This window comes from Streptomyces sp. NPDC050085 (assembly GCF_044460595.1).
Classification (GTDB): domain Bacteria; phylum Actinomycetota; class Actinomycetes; order Streptomycetales; family Streptomycetaceae; genus Streptomyces.
This window is the reverse complement of record NZ_JBITJZ010000012.1, coordinates 76,371-100,228: the sequence shown is the minus strand read 5'-3', so window position 1 is coordinate 100,228 and position 23,858 is coordinate 76,371. Positions and strand designations below refer to the sequence as shown.

The 23,858-nt window shown below is 71.6% G+C and carries 19 protein-coding genes; 12 read left to right on the top strand and 7 right to left on the bottom strand.

Features of this window, described 5'->3' with window-relative positions; genetic code table 11:
• Positions 1-18: 18 nt before the first annotated feature.
• The gene (locus ACIBUY_RS33235) at positions 19-1,425 is read right to left on the bottom strand and encodes a DEAD/DEAH box helicase (RefSeq protein WP_365572465.1); all 1,407 of its coding nucleotides are present in this window, start codon (positions 1,423-1,425) and stop codon (positions 19-21) included.
• 118 nt (positions 1,426-1,543) lie between these two features.
• Complete coding sequence (locus ACIBUY_RS33230) at positions 1,544-2,953, bottom strand: aminopeptidase P family protein (protein ID WP_399154579.1); 1,410 nt, start codon at positions 2,951-2,953, stop codon at positions 1,544-1,546.
• 160 nt (positions 2,954-3,113) lie between these two features.
• Here ACIBUY_RS33230 and ACIBUY_RS33225 point away from each other — a divergent pair, with 160 nt between their 5' ends.
• Both ACIBUY_RS33225 and ACIBUY_RS33220 read left to right on the top strand, forming a co-directional pair.
• Positions 3,114-4,106 carry a LuxR family transcriptional regulator gene (locus ACIBUY_RS33225; RefSeq protein WP_399154578.1) on the top strand — a complete coding sequence of 331 codons (993 nt, stop codon included), beginning with the start codon at positions 3,114-3,116 and terminating at the stop codon, positions 4,104-4,106.
• A gap of 166 nt (positions 4,107-4,272) precedes the next feature.
• Positions 4,273-4,881: a TetR/AcrR family transcriptional regulator gene (locus tag ACIBUY_RS33220; RefSeq protein ID WP_365572474.1), complete on the top strand. Its 609-nt coding sequence runs from the start codon at positions 4,273-4,275 to the stop codon at positions 4,879-4,881.
• Between the two features lie 46 nt (positions 4,882-4,927).
• Here ACIBUY_RS33220 and ACIBUY_RS33215 read toward each other — a convergent pair whose 3' ends face one another.
• On the bottom strand, positions 4,928-6,973 hold the full coding sequence (locus ACIBUY_RS33215; protein WP_399154577.1) for a discoidin domain-containing protein: 2,046 nt from the start codon (positions 6,971-6,973) through the stop codon (positions 4,928-4,930).
• Between the two features lie 178 nt (positions 6,974-7,151).
• Complete coding sequence (locus ACIBUY_RS33210; protein ID WP_399154576.1) at positions 7,152-7,574, bottom strand: YjbQ family protein; 423 nt, start codon at positions 7,572-7,574, stop codon at positions 7,152-7,154.
• A gap of 122 nt (positions 7,575-7,696) precedes the next feature.
• Here ACIBUY_RS33210 and ACIBUY_RS33205 point away from each other — a divergent pair, with 122 nt between their 5' ends.
• The 6 genes from ACIBUY_RS33205 to ACIBUY_RS33180 all read left to right on the top strand — a co-directional run bounded on the left by ACIBUY_RS33205 (position 7,697) and on the right by ACIBUY_RS33180 (position 13,180).
• Positions 7,697-7,780, top strand: coding sequence for a putative leader peptide (locus tag ACIBUY_RS33205; protein ID WP_349817350.1), 84 nt, complete (start codon positions 7,697-7,699; stop codon positions 7,778-7,780).
• Between the two features lie 166 nt (positions 7,781-7,946).
• Positions 7,947-8,858 (top strand): ABC transporter permease, encoded by a 912-nt coding sequence (locus ACIBUY_RS33200; protein WP_365572483.1) that lies wholly within the window; start codon positions 7,947-7,949, stop codon positions 8,856-8,858.
• A complete protein-coding gene (locus tag ACIBUY_RS33195; RefSeq protein ID WP_399154575.1) occupies positions 8,831-9,700 on the top strand; it encodes an ABC transporter ATP-binding protein in 870 nt (289 codons plus the stop codon). Before ACIBUY_RS33200 ends, ACIBUY_RS33195 begins: the two co-directional genes overlap by 28 nt.
• A gap of 69 nt (positions 9,701-9,769) precedes the next feature.
• Positions 9,770-10,828, top strand: a complete 1,059-nt coding sequence (locus ACIBUY_RS33190) for an ABC transporter substrate-binding protein (protein ID WP_399154574.1) — start codon at positions 9,770-9,772, stop codon at positions 10,826-10,828.
• Positions 10,829-10,832: 4 nt separating this feature from the next.
• Complete coding sequence (locus tag ACIBUY_RS33185; RefSeq protein WP_399154573.1) at positions 10,833-12,005, top strand: LLM class flavin-dependent oxidoreductase; 1,173 nt, start codon at positions 10,833-10,835, stop codon at positions 12,003-12,005.
• A 53-nt stretch (positions 12,006-12,058) separates the two neighbouring features.
• Complete coding sequence (locus ACIBUY_RS33180) at positions 12,059-13,180, top strand: NAD(P)-binding domain-containing protein (RefSeq protein WP_399154572.1); 1,122 nt, start codon at positions 12,059-12,061, stop codon at positions 13,178-13,180.
• A 63-nt stretch (positions 13,181-13,243) separates the two neighbouring features.
• On the opposite strand, the gene mltG is transcribed toward ACIBUY_RS33180, so the two are convergent.
• Positions 13,244-14,077 carry an endolytic transglycosylase MltG gene (gene mltG, locus ACIBUY_RS33175; protein ID WP_365572495.1) on the bottom strand — a complete coding sequence of 278 codons (834 nt, stop codon included), beginning with the start codon at positions 14,075-14,077 and terminating at the stop codon, positions 13,244-13,246.
• Positions 14,078-14,152: 75 nt separating this feature from the next.
• A complete protein-coding gene (locus ACIBUY_RS33170; protein ID WP_399154571.1) occupies positions 14,153-15,967 on the bottom strand; it encodes an ABC transporter ATP-binding protein in 1,815 nt (604 codons plus the stop codon).
• 126 nt (positions 15,968-16,093) lie between these two features.
• Between ACIBUY_RS33170 and ACIBUY_RS33165 the strand changes: the two genes are divergently transcribed.
• From ACIBUY_RS33165 to ACIBUY_RS33150, 4 genes are all read left to right on the top strand, one after another.
• Positions 16,094-16,561: a MarR family transcriptional regulator gene (locus ACIBUY_RS33165; RefSeq protein WP_365572501.1), complete on the top strand. Its 468-nt coding sequence runs from the start codon at positions 16,094-16,096 to the stop codon at positions 16,559-16,561.
• 58 nt (positions 16,562-16,619) lie between these two features.
• The gene (locus ACIBUY_RS33160; RefSeq protein WP_399154570.1) at positions 16,620-19,538 is read left to right on the top strand and encodes an FAD-binding and (Fe-S)-binding domain-containing protein; all 2,919 of its coding nucleotides are present in this window, start codon (positions 16,620-16,622) and stop codon (positions 19,536-19,538) included.
• Positions 19,539-19,722: 184 nt separating this feature from the next.
• Entirely contained in the window at positions 19,723-21,156 is a 1,434-nt protein-coding gene (locus ACIBUY_RS33155) for a Gfo/Idh/MocA family protein (RefSeq protein ID WP_399154569.1), read from the top strand.
• A gap of 76 nt (positions 21,157-21,232) precedes the next feature.
• Complete coding sequence (locus tag ACIBUY_RS33150; protein WP_399154568.1) at positions 21,233-22,747, top strand: glycosyltransferase family 39 protein; 1,515 nt, start codon at positions 21,233-21,235, stop codon at positions 22,745-22,747.
• Positions 22,748-22,781: 34 nt separating this feature from the next.
• Here the strand turns inward: ACIBUY_RS33150 and ACIBUY_RS33145 are convergent, their stop codons facing one another.
• Positions 22,782-23,531, bottom strand: a complete 750-nt coding sequence (locus tag ACIBUY_RS33145; protein WP_399154567.1) for a L,D-transpeptidase family protein — start codon at positions 23,529-23,531, stop codon at positions 22,782-22,784.
• Between the last annotated feature and the right edge of the window lie 327 nt (positions 23,532-23,858).

The following is a 23,858-nucleotide window of genomic DNA, read 5'->3' as shown; positions in this document are numbered from 1 at the left end:
CCGCACGGTCTTGGGCCGTCAGCCGCCGCGTCGCACCCGGGCCGCCTTGCGGGCCTCCGCCAGCTTGCGGGCCTCGCTGCTCTTGCGGGACCCCCTGCTGCCGGAGCCACCGGAGCTGCCGCCGCGGGACTCGTCCTTGCTGGAGCCGAGGCCGCGGAACGGGGCGTTGTGGTTCTTGGACTTCGCCGCCGCGGGCGCTCCGTCGAGGGGCACACCGGAAGGCTTCCTGGCGCCGGTGATGCGGCTCAGCTCCGCCTCGCCGGACCTGACCTTGGTGGTCCTGGCCGTGACCTCGGCGTCCGCCATGACCTGGCTCGTCTCGCGCCGCTGCCCCGACAGGACCAGCGTCACGACGGTGCCGGACCGGCCGGCCCTGGCCGTGCGGCCGGCGCGGTGCAGATAGTCCTTCGGGTCGGTGGCCGGGTCGACGTTGACCACCAGGTCGAGGTCGTCGACGTGCAGGCCGCGCGCCGCGACGTTCGTCGCCACGAGCGCCGTGATCTGCCCGTCCTTGAACTGGGCAAGCGTCCGGGTGCGCTGCGGCTGCGCCTTCCCGCTGTGCAGGGCCGCGGCGGCGACGCCACTGGCCCGCAGGTGCCGGGTGAGCAGGTCGACGCCGTGCTTGGTGTCCAGGAACATCAGGACGCGGCCGTCACGGGCGGCGATCTCCGTGGCGACGGCGTACCGGTCGGGGCCGTGCACGACGAGGACGTGGTGCTCGATGCCGCCGACCGCCGAGGCCGCCGGGTCGACCTCGTGGACGGCGGGGTCGTGCAGATAGCGGCTGACGAGCTGGTCGACGTCGCGGTCGAGGGTGGCCGAGAACAGCATCCGCTGCCCGTCGGGCCGCACCTGGTCCAGGATCTCGGTGACCTGCGGCAGGAACCCCATGTCGCACATCTGGTCGGCCTCGTCCAGGACCGTGATGCGGACCTGTCCCAGGCGGCAGCCCTTGCGCGCGATGAGGTCGTGCAGGCGGCCCGGGGTGGCGACCAGGACCTCGGCGCCGTCCCGCAGCGCGGCGATCTGCCGGCTGATGGAGACGCCGCCGACCGCGGTCGCGATGCGCAGCCGCAGCGCCTCGGCGTACGGGGTCAGCGCCTCGCCGACCTGCTGCGCCAGCTCTCGGGTCGGCACCAGGACGAGCGCCAGCGGCTGCTTGGACTCGGCACGCCGTCCAGCGATGCGGGAGAGCAGACCCAGGCCGAAGGCGAGGGTCTTGCCCGATCCGGTGCGCCCGCGGCCGAGGACGTCCCGGCCCGCGAGGGCGTTCGGCAGTGTGGCCGTCTGGATGGGGAAGGGGTCGCGCACCCCTTGTTCGTCGAGCGTGCGCAGCACCGCGGCCGGCAGGCCGAGTTCCGCGAAGCCGGCTGCCGCGGACGGGCCGTCCTGCCGGGCGTCGTCGGTACGTGCTGAATCGCTCACAGAGAGCCTTCCTCCGAAGGGACCGTACCGAGGAAGGCGCGGCGGGGACGCGGCGACCGCTCAACGACGGCGCCGCAAACGCACCACGCTAGCACGGGGCCGCGCCCCCGCGACGTGCTCAGCCCGCGTGCTCGGCCAGCCACGCCTCGACCTCGTCCGCCGAGCGCGGCAGACCGGCCGACAGGTTCTCGTGGCCGTCGGCGGTGACGAGCAGGTCGTCCTCGATCCGTACGCCGATGCCGCGCCACTCGGCCGGAACGCTGAGGTCGTCCGCCTGGAAGTACAGGCCGGGCTCGACGGTGAGGACCATGCCCGGCTCCAGGACGCCGTCGACGTACTGCTCGGTGCGGGCCTGCGCGCAGTCGTGGACGTCCAGGCCCAGCATGTGACCGGTGCCCGCCATGGTGAAGCGCCGCTGCAGGCCGAGTTCGTAGGCACGCTCGGCCGGGCCCTCGACGAAGCCCCACTCCACGAGCCTGGCCGCGAGGTGCCGCTGGGCCGCCTCGTGGAAGTCCCGGTAGGCGGCGCCCGGCTTCACGGCGGCGAATCCCGCCTCCTGTGCCTCGTACACCGCGTCGTAGACCTGGCGCTGGACGGGGGTGAAGGTGCCGCTGATCGGCAGGGTGCGCGTGACGTCGGCGGTGTACAGGGTGCGCGACTCGACGCCCGCGTCGAGCAGCAGCAGGTCGCCGGGGCGGACCGGGCCGTCGTTGTCGGTCCAGTGCATGATCGTGGCGTGCTCGCCGGCCGCGCAGATGGTGCCGTAGCCGACGGCGTTGCCCTCGAGCCGGGCGCGGCGGAAGAAGGTGCCCTCGATCCAGCGCTCGGACGACGCGACCGCCTTCGACAGCTCGCCGACGACATCGGTGAATCCGCGCACCGTCGAGTCCACCGCACGGCGCATCTCGCCGATCTCCCACGCGTCCTTCACGGCGCGCAGGCCGTCGAGCGCCTCGACGAGTTCGGCGTCGCGGTCCGCGTCCGTCGTGACGGCTGCCTCCAGGGCGGGGTCGACGCCGCGGACGATGCGGGTCGGGGCGCTGCCCGCGGCCAGGTCCTCGGCTGCCGTGCGCACGTCGCGGCAGGCCAGACCGAGCACGCGCGCCGCCTCCGCGAGGGAGCGGCGGCGCCCCATCCACAGCTCGGCGGTGGCGCCGGTCCAGAAGCCGTCGTCGTCCCGGCTGTCGCGCGGGAGCTGGTAGCAGTACGCGTCGTGGCCGCCGTCCGCGCGCGGTTCGAGCACGAGCGCGCCGTCGCGGGCCTGGTCACCGGTCATGTGGACGTACGCCGAGTGCGGCCGGAAGGGGTAGGTGTCGTCGTTCGAGCGGACCTTGAGGTTGCCCGAGGGGATCACGAGGCGCTCGCCGGGGAAGCGGGCGGAGAGCGCGGCGCGCCGGGCGGCCGCGTACGGGGCCTGCTCGTCGGCGCTCAGATCGTGCCGCTCGGTGTCGGCCCAGTCCGTGCGCATCACCGCGGACAGTTCCTCGGAGATCCCCGAGTACAGCCCGTTCTTGCGGCCTTCAGCCATCGCGTACACCTTCCTGTGCCCCTGGATGCTCCGGGTGGAACGCCGCCGGTCGACGGCGGCTCCCGGACGGTATCCCGCCTCTCCCCCGCAGATTGCCCGACCGTGCCAGTGGCACTGATCGGCCACACGGGGTGGCTCGCGGCGGTCGATAATGCGGCTCATGACGTACGCGAAACTCGATGAGGCCCTGCGGCTCCTGGGCCTCGACGACGCGGCGGCGCGGCTGTATCCGGCGCTGCTCGACCTGGCTCCCGCACCGCTGAGCGAGATCGCCGCGGCGGCGGGGGTGGCGGGGATGGCGGGGGCTGATCCTGCCGCGGCGTACGCCGACCTAGTCGACGCCGGTCTCGCCCAGGCGGCGGGAGCGGGCGGGGACCCGGTGGCGCCGGTGCCGCCCGCCGCCGGTCTCGAGGTGCTCGTCCGGCACCGGGCGGCGGCCCTCGAGGAGTCACGGGTCGCGATCGGGGGCGCCTTCGAGTCGTTCCGGCGCCGCCGTCTCGCCACCCACCACGACACGTTCGTCGAGGTCGTCACCGGCGCCGCCGTCGGCCCGCGCACCCGCCAGGCCTGGGCGAGCGCCCGCGACCAGATCCGCCAGCTGGAGTCGCCGCCGTACTCGCCCATGCCCGAGTCCACGGACGACGCGCTGGCCACGCTCGCCCGTGGCGTGACCCAGCGGGTCGTCTACTCGCGCGAGTCGCTGGAGCACCCGGGCCGTCTGCGGGAGGCGATCGAGCCGTGCATCAACGCGGGCGAGCAGGCCCGGGTGCTGCCTTCGGTGCCGGTCAAGCTCGTGATCATCGACGACGCGTACGCCCTGGTGTCGCTGGCGCTCGACGAGGCCGACGTGCACCACACCACGCTGGTGGTGCAGCCGTGCGGTCTGCTGTCCGCGTTGATCGCGCTGTTCGAACAGTGCTGGCGCCAGGCCCTGCCCTTCCACGGCCGCACGACGAGCCCGGGCGGTCTGCCGCCCGCGGACCGCCGGCTGCTGTGGCTCCTCGCGGGTGGGGCGAGCGACGAGACCATCGCCCGCGAACTGGGCATCAGCCGCCGCACCCTCTTCCGCCGGCTGCAGATCCTGATGGCCCGGCTCGGCGCCGCGAACCGCTTCCAACTGGCGCTGCACGCACAGCGCCAGGGGTGGCTGTGACCCGGCGGTCCGCAAGGTGGGCACGCCGCCGCAGACGGGCGGCAGCGCCGAGATGCCGTTGTGGGCCGAAGGAGGGGAACACCGACCCGGACGGTGCGGGGCGACGGCCCCGCACCACCCGGCCACCCGTGAACGTATGCTTGCGCCGGTCAGGGGAGGAGGCGCCATGGGGCGCATGCCGTCGGCGCAGCGGCGCAGGCAACTGGTCGAGGCCGCGATCCGGGTGATGGCCCGCGACGGCGTCGCGAAGACCACCACGCGGTCCGTCGTGGCGGAGGCGGGCGTCTCCCTGAGCGTCTTCCACTACTGCTTCGACTCCAAGCAGGAGTTGCTCGAAGCGGTGATGGACACCATCTCCGAGCACTCCGAGTCGGACGTCCTCACCACGCTCACCCGCAGGGCCACCCTGCGCGAGACGATCCGCGCCGGGCTCCAGGCGTACTGGGACCACGTGCTGGCCCATCCCGGCGAGCACATGCTGACGTACGAACTCACCCAGTACGCCCTGCGGGAGCCCGGCTACGAGCACCTTGCCCAGCGGCAGTACGAGCGCTATGTCGCGGCCCACACCAAGGTGCTCCGCCAACTCCCCTCGATCCTGGGCGTGGAGCTGACCGTGCCCGAGCCCGCGGCCGCCAGGTATCTGGCCGCGCTGACCGACGGCCTCACCCTCAACTTCCTCGTGCTGGGCGACGAGAAGAAGGCGGGCGACGTGCTGGACGTCGTCGCGGACCAGATCCTGACGCTGGTGCGGGAGCAACCCGTTCAGGAGTGACTCGTTCAGGAGTGACTCGTACGGAAGGGGCTCGTACGGAAAGGGCTCAGCGGCCGTACACCGCCGCCTCGTTGACCGAGTAGCCGTACTTGGTGGCCCGTGTCACGCCGTGGACCCGGACGTACCGCGTCTGCACCGGGGTGAACACCGCGTTGTCCAGGCCTCCGTCCCCGCTGTCCGTGGACCAGACGGTCCGCCACGTGGTCCCGTCGTCCGAGACCTCGATCCGGTAGCCCCGCGCATAGGCCTTCTCCCAGTCGAGGGAGACCTTGCCGACCGTGCGGGAGGCGCCGAGGTCGAGGCGCAGCCACTGGTCGTCCGACCAGTCGCTCGCCCATCGCGTGCCGGTGTCGCCGTCCACGGCCCGCCCCGCGGCGTAGCTGGTGAACGGGTTCCACTCCGCCGAACTGGCGCTCGCCGGGGCGCCGGCCGCGAGGTCGGGCGCGGGCTTGTACTGTTCGGTCGCCTTCCAGGTGCGCAGGTAGGACTCCGCGCCGCCGAGCAGGTCCTGCACCGTGTCCTTGCCGCCGCTGAGCCGCATCTGCTCGATCCAGTCGGGCACCATGCCGACGTGGGCCGCACCGTCGGTGTTGAAGTCCCAGGTGCGTTCGCCGGTCTGCTGGCGGTCGATGACGGAACCGCCGTCGGCGCTGCGGAAGGGGTACTTGACCGCGTTCGGCGCATCGGGCCCGACCGGTCCCGGCCAGCCGCCGACGCCGTTCATGTCGGTGCCGTAGCCGAGTCCGACGCCGTACTTCTGGCGCAGCGCCCTGGTGCCTGTGGACTCCTTGACGAAGCTCTCGGCGCCGGACATGTACGAGGCCTTGAAGCCGCCCAGGCGGTAGACCCGCTCCAGCCAGCCGTCGTCCATCCAGCTGTGACTGGAGAGAGCGCCGGGATAGTCCGCCGACTCCAGCAGGGTCAGGGCGCGGTCGGCCGCTTTGACGCTCATGTGGTCGAGCTCGAGCATCATGTTGCGCTTCATCATCCCCTTGACCGCGTACTCGCCGAGCCGGGTCAGACCGCGGGTGTTGCACTGTGCGCCGCTGTCGTACGTGGGGACCTTGGTGCCCGCGGGCAGCAGTTTGGTCACCTCGGCGGGGGCGGCCGTGTTGCCCGAGGGGTTGTCGTGCTGGGGGCCGGTGCACTGCTCCGTGTTCCAGAAGGTGCCGGTGGACAGGAACTGGCCGATGTTCACGGCCGTTCCGATGGTGCCCGAGTCCATCCGCACCCCGCACAGGGCGTTGTCGAACTTGTGGCACAGGAACATGCTGCGCACGCCGAGGCCGTACAGCTCGTCCAGGCCCTTGTCGATGTCGGCCTGGCTGCACTGGGGCACGTCGAGGATCTGCTTGCAGCCGAAGGGCTCCGAGGTCTCGACGCCGAGCACCACGGCGAGCTTGCCCTGGGCGACGACGTCGCGGGCCTGGGTGGAGTCGGTGACGATCCGGAAGAAGCCCTTGCCCTTTCCGCCGTAGATCTTGTCGATGTAGTCCTGCATCTCGTAGGTCTTACGGGCTTCGAGGCGGATGGCGTCCATCTCGTCGCAGCCGCGGTCCCTGACGTAGATCGAGCACAACAGGCCGTTGGTGACCAGGTCGTTGACCAGGATCCGCTGCCCGCCGCGCCAGGCGCGCTCCAGCCACGCGTAGTAATTCTGCTGGTGGCTCAGGGAGTTGTGGGCGGGCCAGTCCTTGAACGTGGGCCAGCCCACCGGGTCGTGGTGGCCGTCCGCACCGCCGGTGACGTTCTCGAAGAGGGCGAGCGAGCCGTCGGGGTAGTGCTCGGGGCAGTCCTTGAGGGCGTCGGCGACGCCCTCTTCGGAGAACGCCTTGCCGCAGATGATGCGGCCGCCGAAGCCCTCGTTGGACATCACGTGATTGTGCGCGTCGACGAATCCGCGGACGCGGCCCTCACCGTCCGTGCCGTGGAAGGGTTCGCCGGTGACGTTGATCTGCGAATCGGCGGCGGGCCGCGCGGTGGGTTCCCACCAGGGGGTGTCGGCACCTGAGGCCGGTGGGGAGCCGACGGTGAACGCCAGCAGGAGGGTGACGACAGCGGTTAAGAGTCCGCGTCTACGCAGGAGGGTCATCCGGGGCTACCTTCGCTGTCCGGGATGGGCGCGCGCCAACTTACTCGCGCGTAGGTCCCGTCGAGAATGGCGCGGCCCTGACAACCAGTCAATAGTCCGGGACGGATGACCTATTTGACGTGCCGTCAGGCCCACCGCACGGGTGAGACAGCCGTATCTCACACCGGACGCCCCCTCGTCACGCAAGGAACGACAACCGCACCTGCCGCCGGGGATTGTCCGTGTTGGTGTCCACCAGGCACACCGACTGCCACGTCCCCAGCTCCAGCCCACCCCCGACCACCGGCAGCGTCGCGTGCGGCGGCACGAGCGCCGGGAGGACGTGGTCGCGGCCGTGCCCGGGGCTGCCGTGCCGGTGCCGCCAGCGGTCGTCGGCGGGCAGGAGGGTCTGCAGGGCCGCGAGGAGGTCGTCGTCGCTGCCGGCGCCCGTCTCGATGACGGCGATGCCGGCCGTGGCGTGCGGCACGAAGATGTTGAGGAGGCCGTCGCGGCCGCGGGCGGCCTCGCGCAGGAAGGACTCGCACTCGCGGGTGAGGTCGACGACCCGCTCGGTGGAGCCGGTGGCGATGTTCAGGACTCGGGTCGTGAAGGCGTCGGGCATGGGGCCATTGTCCCCGAGCGGGCGCGGCGTGCGACCCGGCCGTGGACCATCCCTTGGTCCTCGTGGTCCATACGCTGAGACGCCATTGACCGTGTGCCGACGAACTGGCTACGTTCTGCCGCATGTTGCGTTCAGCCCTGCTCACCACGCGCGGTCACATCGACCTGCTGCGGGTGGCCTCTGCCGCGTGTCGCCGCGGCTGCTGACGTCCTCTCGCGCGTCGAGAGCGCCTCGCGCTCTCTGATTCTCCCTCTTCTCCCTCTTCTTCTTCGTCACCTTCACCCTGCACCGCCGCGGCGTTCCGCGAAGCCCGCGCGCTCCTGACGCGCGCCCGCCGACGCCGCGGCGCGCCCTCCCCTGCCCTGGAGTGCCATGAGCATCAGCCATGCCCCGCCCGAGGCCCTGCCGGACGACATATCCGGCACGTCGGATGCGTCCCCCGCCGTCACACCCGCCGCCTCCGCCACCTCGCAGGCCGCGCCCGAACTCGTCCGCCTCGTCCCCTCCTCCACCCGCCGCACCCGCGTCCCGCGCTGGCTGCGCCGCACCTCCGGCCCGCTCCTGCTGCTGATCCTGTGGCAACTCCTCAGCGCCACCGGCGTGTTGACCTCCGACGTCCTGGCCTCACCCGGCACCATCGCACGGGTCGGCAAGGACCTGATCGCCGACGGGTCGCTGTCGACGGCCATGGGCGTGTCCTTGCAACGCGTCGCCCTGGGGCTGCTGTTCGGCATCGTCGTCGGTGTCGGGCTCGCCCTCGTGTCCGGGCTGTTCCGGATCGGCGAGGACCTGGTCGACGCGAGCGTGCAGATGCTGCGGACCGTGCCGTTCGTCGGACTGATCCCGCTGTTCATCATCTGGTTCGGGATCGGCGAGGCGCCGAAGGTCGCCATCATCACCCTCGGGGTCTCGTTCCCGCTGTATCTGAACGTGTACGCGGGCATCCGCGGCGTCGACTCCCAACTCGTCGAAGCGGGCGAGTCGTTGGGCCTCAGCCGCTGGGGTCTCGTACGCCACGTCGTACTGCCAGGGGCCCTGCCGGGCGCGATGACCGGGCTGCGCTACTCGCTCGGCATCGCCTGGCTCGCCCTCGTCTTCGCCGAGCAGATCAACGCGGACGCCGGGATCGGCTTCCTCATGGTGCAGGCGCGCGACTTCCTGCGCACCGACGTCATCGTCGTCTGCCTGATCGTCTACGCGTTCCTCGGCCTGCTCGCCGACTTCGTCGTCCGCTCCCTCGAAAGGCTGCTGCTGCAATGGCGACCGACGTTCACCGGCCGGTGACCCCGCAGACCGAGGACCTCGCCGTACGCGTGGCCGGTCTCACCCGCTCCTTCGACGGCCGGGCCGTCATCGACGATCTCCAACTCGACGTGAAGCCGGGCGAGTTCGTGGCCCTGCTCGGCCGCAGCGGCTGCGGCAAGTCCACGCTGCTGCGCATCCTCGCCGGGCTCGACCGGGACATCGAGGGCACGGTCCTCGTGCCGCGCCGCAAGGCGGTCGCGTTCCAGGCGCCGCGGCTCATGCCGTGGAAGCGGGTGTGGCGCAACGTGCTGCTCGGACTGCCGGGCAAGCCCGAACGGGCCCGCGCCGAACGGGCGTTGGCCGAGGTCGGCCTGGAGCACCGGACGACCGCCTGGCCCAAGACCCTCTCCGGCGGCGAGGCCCAGCGCGCCTCGCTGGCCCGCGCCCTGGTGCGCGAACCCGATCTGCTGCTGCTCGACGAGCCGTTCGGCGCCCTCGACGCGCTGACGCGGATCAAGGCCCAGCGTCTGGTCGACGAGTTGTGGCAGCGGCGGGGCTGCGCCGTCCTGCTGGTCACGCACGACGTGGAGGAGGCGGTGCTGCTCGCCGACCGGGTGCTCGTCATGGACGACGGCGTCATCGCGTACGAGACCAAGGTCGACCTGGAACGGCCCCGGGGCGTCACCGATCCACGCTTCGCCCGCCTCCGCGCCGAGCTCCTCGAACGCCTCGGAGTCGAGCAGGACCCTTCTCCGCAGACGCAGGCCCAGACGCAGACCCAGACGCAGACACGGACGCAGGTGCAGACACAGGCATCGGTGGATGCCTCCCCCGTCGAGGCGGCCACCGAGACGTCACTGGAGAAGCAGTCGGCGGCCTGAGCCACCCCCGCTCACCACAGAGCACCCACCCACCTCCCCTTCCCTTCCCTTCCCCTGAACGGATGTGCCATGCGACGCCCCGCCCGCCCCCACCTGCTCGGCCCCCTCGCGGCCCTCGTCCCCCTCGGTCTGCTCCTCACCGCCTGCTCCGGCGCCTCCTCCGCGAGTACGTCCACGGCCGGATCCGGCGGCGGCACCGACGGCAAGGGGTCGCTGACCCTCAACGTCGGTGACCAGAAGGGCGGTTCGGAGGCCGTGCTGCGGGCCGCCGGTGAACTCGACGACCTGGACTACAAGATCCGCTGGTCCACGTTCACCTCGGGCCCGCCGCTCCTGGAGGCCGTCAACGCCAAGGCCGTGGACATCGGCGGCGTCGGCAACACCCCGCCCGTCTTCGCGGCCGGCGCCGGGTCGAAGATCAAGGTGGTGGCGGCCAGCCACGGCTCCGCGAAGGGCGACACGATCCTCGTCCCCGACGACTCCGCGCTGAAGTCACCGGCCGAGCTGAAGGGCAAGTCGATCGCCGTGGCCCAGGGATCCTCGGCGCACTACCAGCTCGTCGCCTCCCTCGAGAAGGCCGGGCTCGCCCTGAAGGACGTGAACGTCAAGTACCTCCAACCGGCCGACGCGCTGGCCGCGTTCACCGCCGGCAAGGTCGACGCGTGGGCGGTCTGGGACCCGTACACCTCGCAGGTCCTGCGGTCCAAGAAGGGGCGCGTACTGACCGACGGCGACGGGATCACCAACGGGCTCGCCTTCCAGGTCGCCTCCCCCACCGCCCTGTCGGACACCAAGAAGTCCGCGGCGATCAAGGACTACCTCGACCGGCTGCGCCGCGCCCAGGACTGGGTCTACAAGCACCCCGAGGCGTGGGCGAAGGTCTGGTCGAAGGACACCGGACTGCCCTACGAGGTCGCGCTCGACTCGGTGAAGCGGAGCAGCGGCACCCGTGTGTCCGTGGCCATCGACAAGAAGGCGATCGGCTCCGAGCAGCAGATCGCCGATGCCTTCACCCAGTTGAAGCTGATCCCGCGCAAGGTCGACTTCGCCGACTTCGTGGACACGCGGTTCAACGGTGAGCTGCCCGCCTCCTCCACCGCTCCCCGCACCTACGGCAAGGACTCCTGACGCCATGACCGTCTCTCTGCACTGGTTCCTGCCGACCGGCGGCGACGGCCGCACCCTCGTGGACCGGCACGCCTTCAGCGGCGGCGCCCTGCAGCGCACGCCCGGCGGCGGGGTCGCCGGAGTGCGCGCGCCCCGCCTCGACTACCTGATCCAGATCGCCAAGGCCGCCGAGCAGTTGGGCTTCGAAGCGGTGCTCACGCCGACGGGCACGTGGTGCGAGGACGCGTGGCTGACGACCGTCGCGCTCGCCCAGCACACCGAGCGGCTGAAGTTCCTGGTGGCGTTCCGGCCGGGCGTGATCTCGCCGGTTCTCGCCGCCCAGATGGCCTCGACGTATCAACGCCTCACGCAGGGACGGCTGTTGCTCAACGTCGTCACGGGTGGCGACTCGACCGAGCAGCGGCGCTACGGCGACCACCTCGACCACGACCGCCGCTACGCCCGCACCGACGAGTTCCTGTCCGTCGTACGCGGCGTGTGGGGCGCCACCCCGAACGAGCCGTACGACTTCGCCGGGGAGCACTACCAGGTCGACGCGGGCTTCTCGGCCCTCGCGCCCGACCCGGTGCCGCAGGTCTTCTTCGGCGGCTCGTCGGCCGCGGCAGGACCGGTCGCCGCGCGGCACACCGATGTGTATCTGACCTGGGGCGAGCCGCCCGAGCAGGTGAAGGCGAAGATCGACTGGATCCGCGAGCTCGCCGAGCGCGAGGGGCGCACCGTGCGGTTCGGGATCCGGCTCCACACGATCTCGCGCGACTCGGCGCGCGACGCGTGGGCGACCGCGAACCGGCTGCTCGACGACCTCTCCCCCGAGACGGTCGCCGCCGCGCAGGCCGCACTCGGGCGCAGCGAGTCGGTGGGCCAGCAGCGGATGCTGGCGCTGCACGGCGGCAGCCGGGAGGGCCTGGAGATCTCACCGAACCTGTGGGCCGGCGTGGGGCTCGTGCGCGGTGGCGCCGGGACCGCGCTGGTGGGCAGCCATGCGGAGGTCGCCGACCGCATCGAGGAGTACCACGCGCTCGGCATCGAGCACTTCGTGCTCTCCGGCTATCCGCACCTGGAGGAGGCGTACTGGTTCGGGGAGGGCGTGATCCCCGACCTCGCGGCCCGTGGGCTGCTGGCCGGCGGCGCCCCCGTGCAGGGCGGTGCTCCGCTGCTGGTCGCGGGCGGCCGCTGAGCCGTCGGCCGGGGCCCGGGAAGATCTCGGCCCCCGGCCGAGTTGGTAGAAACGTGAACGAGATCGGGGTACGAGACGGAGTCGCCGCGGCGGATGCCCGGCAGGACCGGTCGGTGACGGTGCTGGTCATCGGCGCCGGGCAGGCCGGCCTGTCCGCCGCCCACCATCTGCGGCGGGTGGGGTTCGAGCCGGAGCGGGACTTCGTCGTCCTCGACCACGCGCCGCGGCCGGGCGGTGCCTGGCAGTTCCGCTGGCCCTCGCTCACGTACGGCAAGGTGCACGGCATGCATGCGCTGCCGGGCATGGAGCTGACGGGGGCCGACCCTGCACGTCCTTCGTCGGAGGTCATCGCCGAGTACTTCGCCGCGTACGAGGAGACCTTCGATCTGCGCGTGCACCGGCCGGTCGACGTGCGGCAGGTACGGGAGGGGGACGACGGGCGGCTGCTCGTCGAGACCTCCGAAGGGACCTGGTCGACGCGGGCCCTGATCAATGCGACGGGCACCTGGGACCGGCCGTTCTGGCCGCGCTACCCGGGCCAGGAGACGTTCCACGGGCGGCAGTTGCACACCGCGCAGTACCCGGGGCCCGAGGAGTTCGCGGGGCAGCGCGTCGTCGTGGTCGGCGGCGGCGCCTCGGGGACGCAGCACCTGATGGAGATCGCCCCGTACGCGGCGTCGACGACCTGGGTGACGCGGCGCCCGCCGGTCTTCCGCGACGGGCCGTTCGACGAGGACTGGGGCCGCTCGGCGGTGGCGATGGTCGAGGAGCGGGTCCGGCAGGGGCTGACGCCGCTGAGCGTGGTGTCGGTGACCGGGCTTCCGGTGAACGACGCGATCCGCGCGGCGCGGGCGAGCGGGGTCCTGGACCGGCTCCCGATGTTCGACCGGATCACGCCGACGGGGGTGGCCTGGGACGACGGACGCGAGGTGGAGGCCGATGTGATCCTGTGGGCCACGGGCTTCCGGGCGTCGATCGACCATCTCGCGCCGCTGAAGCTGCGCGAGGCGGGCGGCGGGATCCGGATGGAGGGCACCCGTGCGGCGCTCGATCCGCGGGTGCATCTGGTGGGCTACGGCCCGTCGGCGAGCACGATCGGCGCGAACCGGGCGGGGCGGGCCGCGGTGCGCGACATCCAGCGGCTGCTCGCCGAGGAGAACCGGGTGGCGGTGTGAACGGCCGCCGGGGCGCGGTGAGTCGACCCGCGCCCCTGGGTGCCGGGCTCCGTCCGGGGACCCTCAGCCGGCCTTCTTGGCCTGCCCCTGGATCTTGTTGAACTCCGCGACGTTCTTCTGCTGTTCGTCGTAGTCCGCGGTGAAGCGGGTGTCGCCCGGCTTGACCGTCACGAAGTACAGCCAGTCGCCCCGCGTCGGGCTGATCGCGGCCTTCATGGCCTGCTCGCCCGGGTTGCCGATGGGCGAGGGCGGCAGGCCCATGCGCCCGTAGGTGTTGTACGGGTTGTCGAGCTTGGTGTCCTTGGTGCTGGTGTCCAGGGTGGAGCGGCCGAGCGCGTAGTTGATGGTGGAGTCCATCTGCAGCGGCATGCCCTGGTTCAGGCGGTTGTAGATGACCCGGGCGACCTTGCCCATGTCCTCCTGGGTGTCCGCCTCGGCCTCGACGATGCTCGCGATGGTGACGGTCTGGTACAGGTTCATCGCGTTCGGGTCGGAGCCCGCGGTGGTCCGACTGCCCTTGAACCGCTTGTTGGCCGTGTCCACCATGTACGCGAGCACGGACTTCGGAGTCGACTTGGCGCCAAGCGGATAGGTCGCCGGGAAGAGGTACCCCTCGGGGTTGCCGCCCGCGTCACTCGGAAGCTTGAGGCCCGCCTTGGGCACGGCCTTCTTGGTGGTGCCCGGCGCCAGCTCGAGGGCCCGGTCGACGGCGTCGTAGACCTGGCCCGAACGCCAGCCCTCCGGGATGGTCAGGGCAGCCGGCCGCCCCTCGTCGCCGGACAGGGCCAGCGGTACCGCGACGGCGGTGGCCGCCACGACGGCCCCGGTCGCGATCAGGGCGACGCGCCCTCTGCGCGTGAGTCGAATCGTGCTCCGTCGCGGAGTCTCGTTCAGCATGCGGGAACGGTAACCCGCAGATCTGGGCATTCCCGGCATATCTTCATGTCGGAGCTCCGCACCGCCCCGGGTGGCTCACGCCGCCTTCTCCAGCTGTGCGTCGCGTCGCACCAGGGCCGCGTACCGCCCGTCGGCGTCGAGCAACTCCTCATGCGTGCCGCGCTCGGCGATGCGGCCGCCGTCCAGCACCACGATCTGGTCGGCGCCGCGGATCGTGGAGAGCCGGTGCGCGATGGTGAGGGTGGTGCGGTCGGCCGACAGGGCGTCGATGGCCTCCTGCACGGCGTGCTCGGTCCGGGTGTCCAGGGCGCTGGTCGCCTCGTCGAGGATGAGGATCGGCGGGTCGCGCAGGATGGTGCGGGCGATGGCGAGGCGCTGCTTCTCGCCGCCGGAGAAGCGGTGGCCGCGCTCGCCGACCACGGTGTCGTACCCGTCCGGGAGGCCGGATATGTGGTCGTGGATCTGGGCGGCCCTGGCCGCCGCGTGCAGCTCCTCGTCGGTGGCGTCGGGCTTGGCGAACCGCAGGTTCTCCGCGACCGAGGCGTGGAAGAGGTACGTCTCCTGGGAGACCACGCCGACGGCGCGCGCGAGGGTGTCGAAGTCCAGGTCGCGGACGTCGACCCCGTCGATCGTGACGCGGCCGCCCGTGACGTCGTACAGCCTCGGGACGAGATAGCTGAGCGTGGACTTGCCGGAGCCGGTGGGTCCGACGACGGCGAGGCTGCCGCCCGCGGGGACGGTCAGGTCGATGCCGTCGAGGATCGCCCCGTGCCGCTCGCCCCCGGTCTCGTAGCGGAACTCGACGTCCTCGAAACGGATCTCGCCCTTGACGGTGTCCAGGTGGACCGCGTCGTCCCGCTCGGTGATGTCGACGGGCAGGTCGAGGTACTCGAAGATGCGCTGGAACAGGGCGAGCGAGGTCTGGATCTGTACGCCGGTCTGCAGCAGGCTCACGGTCGGGCGGAACAGGCCCTGCTGGAGCGAGACGAACGCGACGAGCGTACCGATGGAGACGCTCGGGCCGCCGAGCTGGAGGGCGACGCCTGCCGCCCAGTAGATGACCGCGGGCATGGCGGCCATGACGATGCTGATGACGGCCATGCGCCAGCGCCCCGCCATGTTCGACCGGACCTCGAGGTCGACCAGCTGGTCCGACTCGTCGGAGAACGACTTCGTGAGGGAGTCGGAGCGGCCCATGGTGCGGCCGAGCAGGATGCCGCTCACCGAGAGCGACTCGGTGACGGTGGCGGCCATCGCGGCCATCTGCTTCTGGCGCTGCGTGGCGATCTTCTTGCGCTCGCGCCCGACGCGGCGGGCGATCCACACGAAGACCGGCAGCAGGAGCAGGGAGACGATCGTCAGGCGCCAGTCGAGGGCGACCATGGCGATGATCGTGGCGACCACACTCGTCAGGTTCGACACGAGGGAGGTCGCGGTGGAGGTCACGGTCGCCTGCATGCCGCCGATGTCATTGGCGATGCGGGACTGGACCTCGCCGGTGCGGGTCTTGGTGAAGAAGGCGAGCGACATGCTCTGCAGGCGCCCGTAGACGGCCGTGCGCAGGTCGTGCATGACGCGCTGGCCGACGGTCGTCGAGATCAGGGTCTGCAGCACTCCGAAGATGCTGGTGACGACGGCGCTGAGGATCATCCCGAGCGCGAGCAGGCTGAGCAGCCCGGTGCGACCCTGCGGGATCGCGACGTCGAGGATCTCCTTGAGCAGGAACGGCGTCGCGACCGTCACCAGCGAGGCGGCGCCGACGAGCACGCCGACGAGGGCGAGCCGGGCGCGATAGGGGCGGAAGAGGGACAGGATGCGGCGGATCTGCCGCGGCTGGTCCGACGACTTCGCGTCGGGCGGCGGCGTCCAGTTGATTTCGTCGCGGCGCATGGGCCTCCTAGGCGCAGGGAGAGCTCGGCAGGCACGTGAAAGGACAGAGGCCGAGCTCGACTTTGAGGAGCATAGCTCATTGTTACCTATACTCACAATGCACAAAGTCCTGCTAATGTTCCCGGCATGAGTACCCCGGACCCCGACGGCTTCCTCGCCGAGCAGCTGCTGCGGCTCACCCGCCGCCTGTTCCGCATCCAGAAGCGCCAGCTGGAGCCGGTCGGGATCACGCCCGCGCAGTCCCGTCTGCTGCGCACGCTGGTGCATTACGACACGCCGCCACGCATGGCCGATCTGGCCCAGCGCCTGGAAGTCGTGCCGCGCGCGGTGACCAGCGTCGTGGACGGTCTGGAGGCGGGCGATCTGGTGCGCCGCGTGCCCGACCCCACCAATCGCCGGGTGATCAGGATCGAGCTGACCGACAAGGGCCGGGCCGCCCTGCGGGAGCTGCGCAGCGCGCGCCGCGCGGCGGCAGAGGAGATCCTGGCTCCATTGGACGCGGAGCAGCGCGCCCAGCTGACGGTCTTGCTGAACGCGCTGTTCGAGTCCCCGCGTGACGCCCGGGCCGAGGCGCCGCGCGACCACGAGCGCTGATCGACCCGACCGACCGGGGCCGGGCCGACCGACGAGAGCGATGGAGAGGCGACCGTCCATGCCGCTGCTGGAGCCGAAGCCGCAAGCCCTGCGCCCCGCGTCCCGCCCTTCGGACCCGGCGCCCGACCGGGTCGCGGACGGCCGGGCGGGCGGCACCCCCGAGCCGCTGCGCACGGAGCTGACGGAGCTGCTCGGCACGGACAAGGTCCTCACCAAGGTCTCGGACCTGGTGCGCTACGCGTCGGACGCGAGCCCGTACCGGTTCGTGCCGCAGGTCGTCGTGGTCGCCGAGGACATCGACGACGTCTCGGCCGTGCTGTCGTACGCGCACGGCAAGGGCCGCGAGGTCGTCTTCCGCGCGGCGGGCACGTCGCTGAACGGGCAGGCGCAGGGCGAGGACATCCTGGTCGACGTCCGCAAGTTCTGGGCCGGCGTCGAAATGCTCGGCGACGGCTCGCGGGCCCGCATCGGCCCCGGCACCACCGTCGTACGGGCGAACGCGACGCTGGCGCGGCACGGGCGCGTGCTCGGCCCGGACCCGGCGAGCGCCATCGCGTGCACGATCGGCGGCGTCGTGGCGAACAACGCGTCGGGGATGACCGCCGGCACCACGCGCAACTCGTACCGGACGCTCGCCTCGCTCACGTTCGTGCTGCCGTCCGGGACGGTCGTCGACACCGGCGCCCCTCGGGCGGACGAGGATCTGGCGCACGCCGAACCGGCACTGTGCGAGGGCCTGTTGGCGATCAAGCGGGAGATCGAGGCGGACGCGGAGCTGACCCGGCGGATCCGCGCCAAGTACGAGATCAAGAACACGAACGGGTACCGGCTCGACGCGTTCCTCGACGGCGCCACCCCGGTCGAGATCCTGCGCGGCCTGATGGTCGGCTCGGAGGGCACCTTCGGGTTCATCTCCGAAGTCGTCTTCGACACCCTGCCGTTGGACCGGTGCGTGTCGACGGCGCTGCTCTTCTTCCCGTCGCTCACCGCGGCGGCCGCGGCGGTGCCCGTCTTCAACGAGGCGGGGGCACTGGCCGTGGAGTTGATGGACGGCAACACGCTGCGGGCGTCGGTCAGCGTGCAGGGCGTCCCGCAGGACTGGGCCGGGCTGCCGAAGGAGACGACGGCCCTGCTCGTGGAGTTCCGCGCGCCCGACGAAGAGCGGCAGGCGGCCTACGAAGAGGCGGCCGCGAAGGCCCTCGAAGGACTCGAACTCGTCGCGCCCGTGGACTCGGTGACGAACACGTTCACGCGGGACGCGAAGACGATCGGCGGCTACTGGAAGGCCCGCAAGGCCTTCGTGACGGCGGTCGGCGGCTCGCGCCCCTCGGGCACGACCCTCATCACGGAGGACTTCGCGGTGCCGCCGTCGCGGCTCGCGGAGGCGTGCGAGGCGCTCCTTGAGCTGCAGACGCGGCACGGTTTCGACGCCGCCGTGGCGGGCCACGCCGCGCACGGAAATCTGCACTTCCTGCTGGCGTTCGACGCGGGCAGGCCCGAGGACGTGGACCGGTACGCGGCCTTCATGGACGACTTCTGCCGGCTCACGGTCGAGCGGTTCGACGGTTCCCTGAAGGCCGAGCACGCCACGGGGCGCAACATCGCACCCTTCCTGGAGCTCGAATGGGGGCCCAGGGCCACGGAGTTGATGTGGCGCACGAAGCAGGTCATCGACCCCGACGGCGTCCTCGCGCCCCGGATCGTCCTCGACCGGGACCCGAAGGCGCATCTGCGCGGCCTCAAGACGATCCCGAAGGTGGAGCTGGTCGCCGACCCGTGCATCGAGTGCGGCTTCTGCGAACCCACCTGCCCCAGCGAGGACTTGACGACGACACCGCGTCAACGGATCGTGCTGCGCCGGGAGATGATGCGCCAGCCGTCCGGTTCGCCGGTCGAGGACGCGCTGATCGACGCGTACGGGTACGACGCGGTGGACACCTGCGCCGGCGACTCGACCTGCAAGCTGGCGTGCCCGGTCGGCATCGACACCGGAGCCTTCATGAAGGGCTTCCGGCACGCACGCCACTCGCCGCGCGAGGAGAAGGCGGCCGCGCTCGCCGCGAAGAACTTCAAGGCGGTCGAGGCGTCCGCGCGACTCGCCGTCGGCGCCGCCGACAAGATCAGCGACCGGCTGCTCACGTCCGTGACCGGCCTGGCCCGCAAGGCGGTTCGGCCCGACCTCGTGCCCGAGTGGCTGCCGGAGATCCCGGGCGCCGCCGCGCGGAAACTGCCGCGCACCGCGCGCGCGGGTGCCACGGCCGTGTACTACCCGGCGTGTGTGAACAGGATCTTCGGCACCCCCGGCGACCTGTCGCTCCCCCAGGCCGTCGTCGCGGTCTCCGCGCGCGCGGGCAGGCCGGTGTGGATCCCGGGCGACGTCGCGGGCACCTGCTGCGCCACGATCTGGCACTCCAAGGGCTACGACGAGGGCAACACGGTGATGGCGAACCGGATCGTCGAGGCGGCCTGGGGCTGGACCGCGGGAGGCCGCCTCCCGCTCGTGGTCGACGCGTCGTCCTGCACCCTCGGGATCGCGCACGAGGTGGTGCCGTATCTCACGGACGACAACCGGGAGTTGCACGCCGAGCTGACCGTCGTCGACTCCCTCGTGTGGGCGGCCGAGGAGTTGCTGCCGCATCTGACGATCGAGCGCACGATCGGCTCCGCCGTGCTGCATCCCACGTGCTCGATGGAACACCTCGGCGACGTGGCCCAGTTGAAGGCGGTCGCCGAGGCCTGCGCGGACGAGGTCGTGATCCCGGACGACGCGGGCTGCTGCGCCTTCGCGGGCGACCGGGGCATGCTGCACAAGGAGTTGACCGAGTCCGCGACCCGCAAGGAGGCGGCCGAGGTCACCTCCCGCGCGTACGACGCACACCTGTCGGCGAACCGGATGTGCGAGGTCGGCATGGACCACGCGACGGGCCGCGCCTACTACTCCGTACTGGTGGAGCTGGAGCGCGCGACCCGGCCCTGATCTCCAGCGGCCCTGATCTCCAGCGGCCTTGATCTCCGGCGGCCTCGGGCTCCAACCGGTCTCCAAGGGCAGGTAAAGGAAAGTCCAACTCCCCATCCCCTTCCGTCCCTTGCGCCCCGCTCTCACCCCCTCCAAGGTGGCTTGCGTTTGCCCCGGCACCGCACCCGCCACCCTTGGAGGTCCGATGCACGACGACGACAACCAGCCCCTGGACGCCACCGCTCCCGACGGCCACTCACGCCGCGACGTCCTGCGCACCGCGGGCGTCGCAGGGGCCGGACTCGGCCTCGCCGCGCTCGGCCCGGGCACCGCCCAGGCCGCCGAACCCGCCTCCCTGCCCGCACAGGCCGCGGCGGCGCCCGCCCGGCAGGGCGCGACGATGGTCGGGGTCCCCTTCGAGCGCCGCTCCACCGTGCGCGTCGGGATCATCGGGCTCGGCAACCGCGGCGGCAGCATGATCGACCTGTTCCTGGCGATGCCGGGGGTCCAGGTCGTCGCCCTGTGCGACCCGGTGAAGGACAAGACCGCGAAGGCAGCGGCCAAGGTGACGGCCGCGGGTCAGCCCGCCCCGGCGACGTACACCAAGGGCGACCACGACTTCGAGAACCTCTGCAAGCGCGGCGACCTCGACTTCGTGTACGCGGCGACGCCGTGGGACTGGCACTTCGAGATGGCGAGGACGGCGATGCTGAACGGCAAGCACGTCGGCGTCGAGTGTCCCATCGCGCTCCAGCTCGACCAGCTGTGGGAGCTGGTGAACCTCTCCGAGCGCACGCGCAGACACTGCATGCAGCTGGAGAACTGCTGCTACGGCCGCAATGAGATGCGGGTGCTGCGCATGGCGCACGCGGGCAAGTTCGGTCAACTCCTGCACGGCGCAGGGGCGTACAACCACGATCTGCGCGGCCTGATGTTCGACCCCGACTACTACGAGGGGCCCTGGCGTCGCCTGTGGCACACGCGGCTGCGCGGCGATCTGTACCCGAACCACGGCTTCGGTCCCGTCGCCAACTACATGGACATCAACCGGGGCGACCGCGTCACCCACATATCCAGCTTCGGCACGCCCTCGCTGGGCCTCGCCGAGTACCGGGCCGCCAACATGCCGCCGGGCGACCCGAGTTGGAAGGAGTCGTACATCGAGTCGGACCGCACGATCAGCCTGGTCCAGACGGCGAAGGGCCGCGTGATCCGCCTCGAGCACGACGTGTCGACCCCGCACCCCTACTCGCGCATCAACCAACTCGGCGGCACCAAAGGCGTGTTCGAGGACTACCCGGAGCGCATCTACATCGAGCCCGACCACACGAACGACGCCTGGGGCGACTTCTCGAAGTACGCCGACTGGGACCACTGGCTGTGGAAGGAGCACGCCAACCCGCCCGGCGGGCACGGCGGCATGGACTACATCATGGTGTTCCGCCTGATGCAGACGATGCGGCTCGGCCTCGTCCCCGACTTCGACGTGTACGACGCCGCGACCTGGACCTCGCCGGTGCCGCTCAGCCACCTCTCCATCAAGGCGCAGGGCGCGCCGCAGCAGATCCCGGACTTCACGCGCGGCGAGTGGCGCAAGGAGCGCGGGGGCGTGGATTCGGAGAAGCCCGCCGAGGGGTGAGCCGGTCCGCGCGCGGGGCCTCGACCGCATCCCGTGCCGCCAGTACGCTCCCGGCGCACCGGGGGAAGGCGGGGGCATGGCCGAGGACGGCGACGCGCGTGCGGAGCGGTGTACGGCGACACTCGCGCCGGTGGCCCGGCGGCCGCTGGCGTGGGTCGTCGTCGCGCATGCGGGAGTGCTGACGCTGCTGTCGGCCCGCTACGGCTACCACCGCGACGAGTTGTACTTCGTCGCCGCGGGCCGCCGGCTCGCCTGGGGCTACGTCGACCAGCCGCCGCTGACTCCCCTGCTGGCCCGCGCCGACACCGCCGTCTTCGGGGACAGCCTGGTCGGGTTGCGGGTGTGCGCGACGCTCGCGGCGGCGGCGACGGTGGCCGTCGTGGCGCTGGTGGCACGGGAGTTGGGCGGCGGGCGCGGCGCCCAACTCCTCGCCGCCGTGCTCGCGGCGCTCGGTGCACAGACGCTGGCGGTGGGGCACATGGTGTCCACGGCGACGTTCGACCTGCTGGTGTGGGTGCTGCTGAGCTGGTTCGTGCTGCGGGTGCTGCGCACCGGGGACGGGCGCTGGTGGCTCGCGGCGGGCGCGGTCACGGGCGTCGGCGTGCAGAACAAGTACCTGGTGGTGCTGCTCGTCGCCGTCCTGCTGGTGGGGATCGCCGTGGTGGGGCCGCGGGCGGTGCTGCGCGGCGGCTGGTTCCCGGGCGGGTGCGCGGTCGCGCTGGTGCTGGCCGCTCCGACGCTGTGGTGGCAGGCGACGCACGACTGGCCGCAGTTCACGGTGGCCCGCGGCATCAGCGAGGACGACGGGGCCGAGAACCGCGTCCTGCTCGTCCCGCAGCAACTGGTCTTCCTCTCCCCGCTGTTCGTGCCGGTGTGGATCGCCGGGTGGCTGCGGTTGTGGCGTGCCGAACGGCTGCGGTGGGCGCGGGCGTTCGCGGTCGCGTACCCCCTGCTGTGCGCCGTGGTGCTCGCGCTGGGCGGCAAGGGGTACTACACGGTGCCACTGCTCACGGTGCTGCTCGCCGCGGGGTGCGCGCCCGCGCTTGACTGGGCGCGCCGCGGCCGCGCACGCCGGGCGCTGCTGGTGGCGGTGGTGACCCTGGCCGCCGCACTCAACGCCCTGATCACGCTCCCCCTGCTGCCGCCCTCCGCGCTGGCCGTGCCGATGGCGCTCGACAAGGAGCAGGGTGAACAGCTCGGCTGGCCCCAACTGGCCGACGCAGCACGGGAGGGCTGGCTCCGGATCCCGCCGGCCGACCGGGCCGGGGCCGTGCTCTTCACCGGCAACTACGGTGAGGCCGGCGCCCTGGAGCGGTACGGTCCCGCGCGCGGGCTGCCCGCCCCGTACTCCGGCCATATGAGCTACGCAGACTGGGGGCCGCCGCCCGACTCCCGGAACGGGCCCGTTCTGCTCGTCCGCCTGGCCGACGCCTCCGGCATCGAGCGGCATTTCCTCGGCTGCCGGACGCTCACCCGTGTCGACAACGGCCACGACGTCGACAACGAGGAACAGGGCGCCGCCGTCGTCCTGTGCGACGGCCCGGCGCGCCCGTGGTCGCAGCTGTGGCCCTCGCTGCGGCACGCGTACTGAACCCGGGCGCAACGTCCGGGCACGGTACGGCTGTTCAGGCCTTGAGGTCGGCCTTGTCCCCCATCACGACGACCGGGTGCTGCGCGGGGTCGAGCGTCTTGAGCAGATACTCCATGTCCGCCTCCGACTGGCTCACGCAGGCCGACGTCCCGCTGCCGTGGTCCATGTGCAGCCAGATGCTGCCGCCCTTGGTCTGACCCTGCGGGCGGGTCGGGTCGTTGGGGGCGGTGCCCTTGACGCGGTTGTAGTCGATGGCGATGACGTAGTCGAAGTCGTGCCAGTGCGACTTGGCCCAGTAGTGGGGGGCCTGGATCGACGCGGTCTGCGTGTAGGGCAGCTTCGCGCCCGGGTCGGCGAGCACGCCACCGGCGTCGCTGAGCGTGAACACGCCCACGGGACTGCGGTTGTCGTTCTCGTGGTGGTTCGTGGTCCACCCCTTCTTGCCGTTGTGCCCGGACCAGGCGCGCTCCTTCTTCCAGGTGTCGCCGGTCTTCGTGTACAGGGCGATGGTCGAGTCCGCGGAGTCCTTGCCGTCGCCGTAGACCGCGACGACCTGCCGCGCGTTCGCCGGTATCTGCTTCTGGTAGCGGTCACCGACGTCGGGGATGCGCTTGAGGTCCGCGGCGCGCGCCTCGTCGCCGCGTGCGTCACCGGCGGGGCTCTGCCCGCCCGAGGTGTTCTCGTGGCCGCTGCCGCCGTCACCTCCGCACGCCGCCAGGGTCGACAGAAGAACACCGCATGCCGCCATCGCGACACCTGCTCGCACCACACCCGCACTACGCATGCGCTCCATGGTCGCACCACGCACCGTGGACCCCCGGGGCGGGGCGGAGGCGGGCGTCGATCCGGGCCGAATCTTTGCTCGACACCGGAAAACCGTTTGCCACCGGTCACCGAGGGACGCGAACCTTTCACGGTTTGTTGCGCCATCCCTGAATCCGGCCCAGGCGAAGCCACGGCCCGTTCCGACCTTCGGCATCGTCCGTTCCCGCCTTCCCTTCCGCCCCTCCTGCCCCGCCTTCTCGCCTTCTCGCCTTCTCGCCTTCTCGCCTTCTCGCCTTCTCGCCTTCTCGCCTTCTCGCCTTCTCGCCTTCTCGCCTTCTCGCCTTCT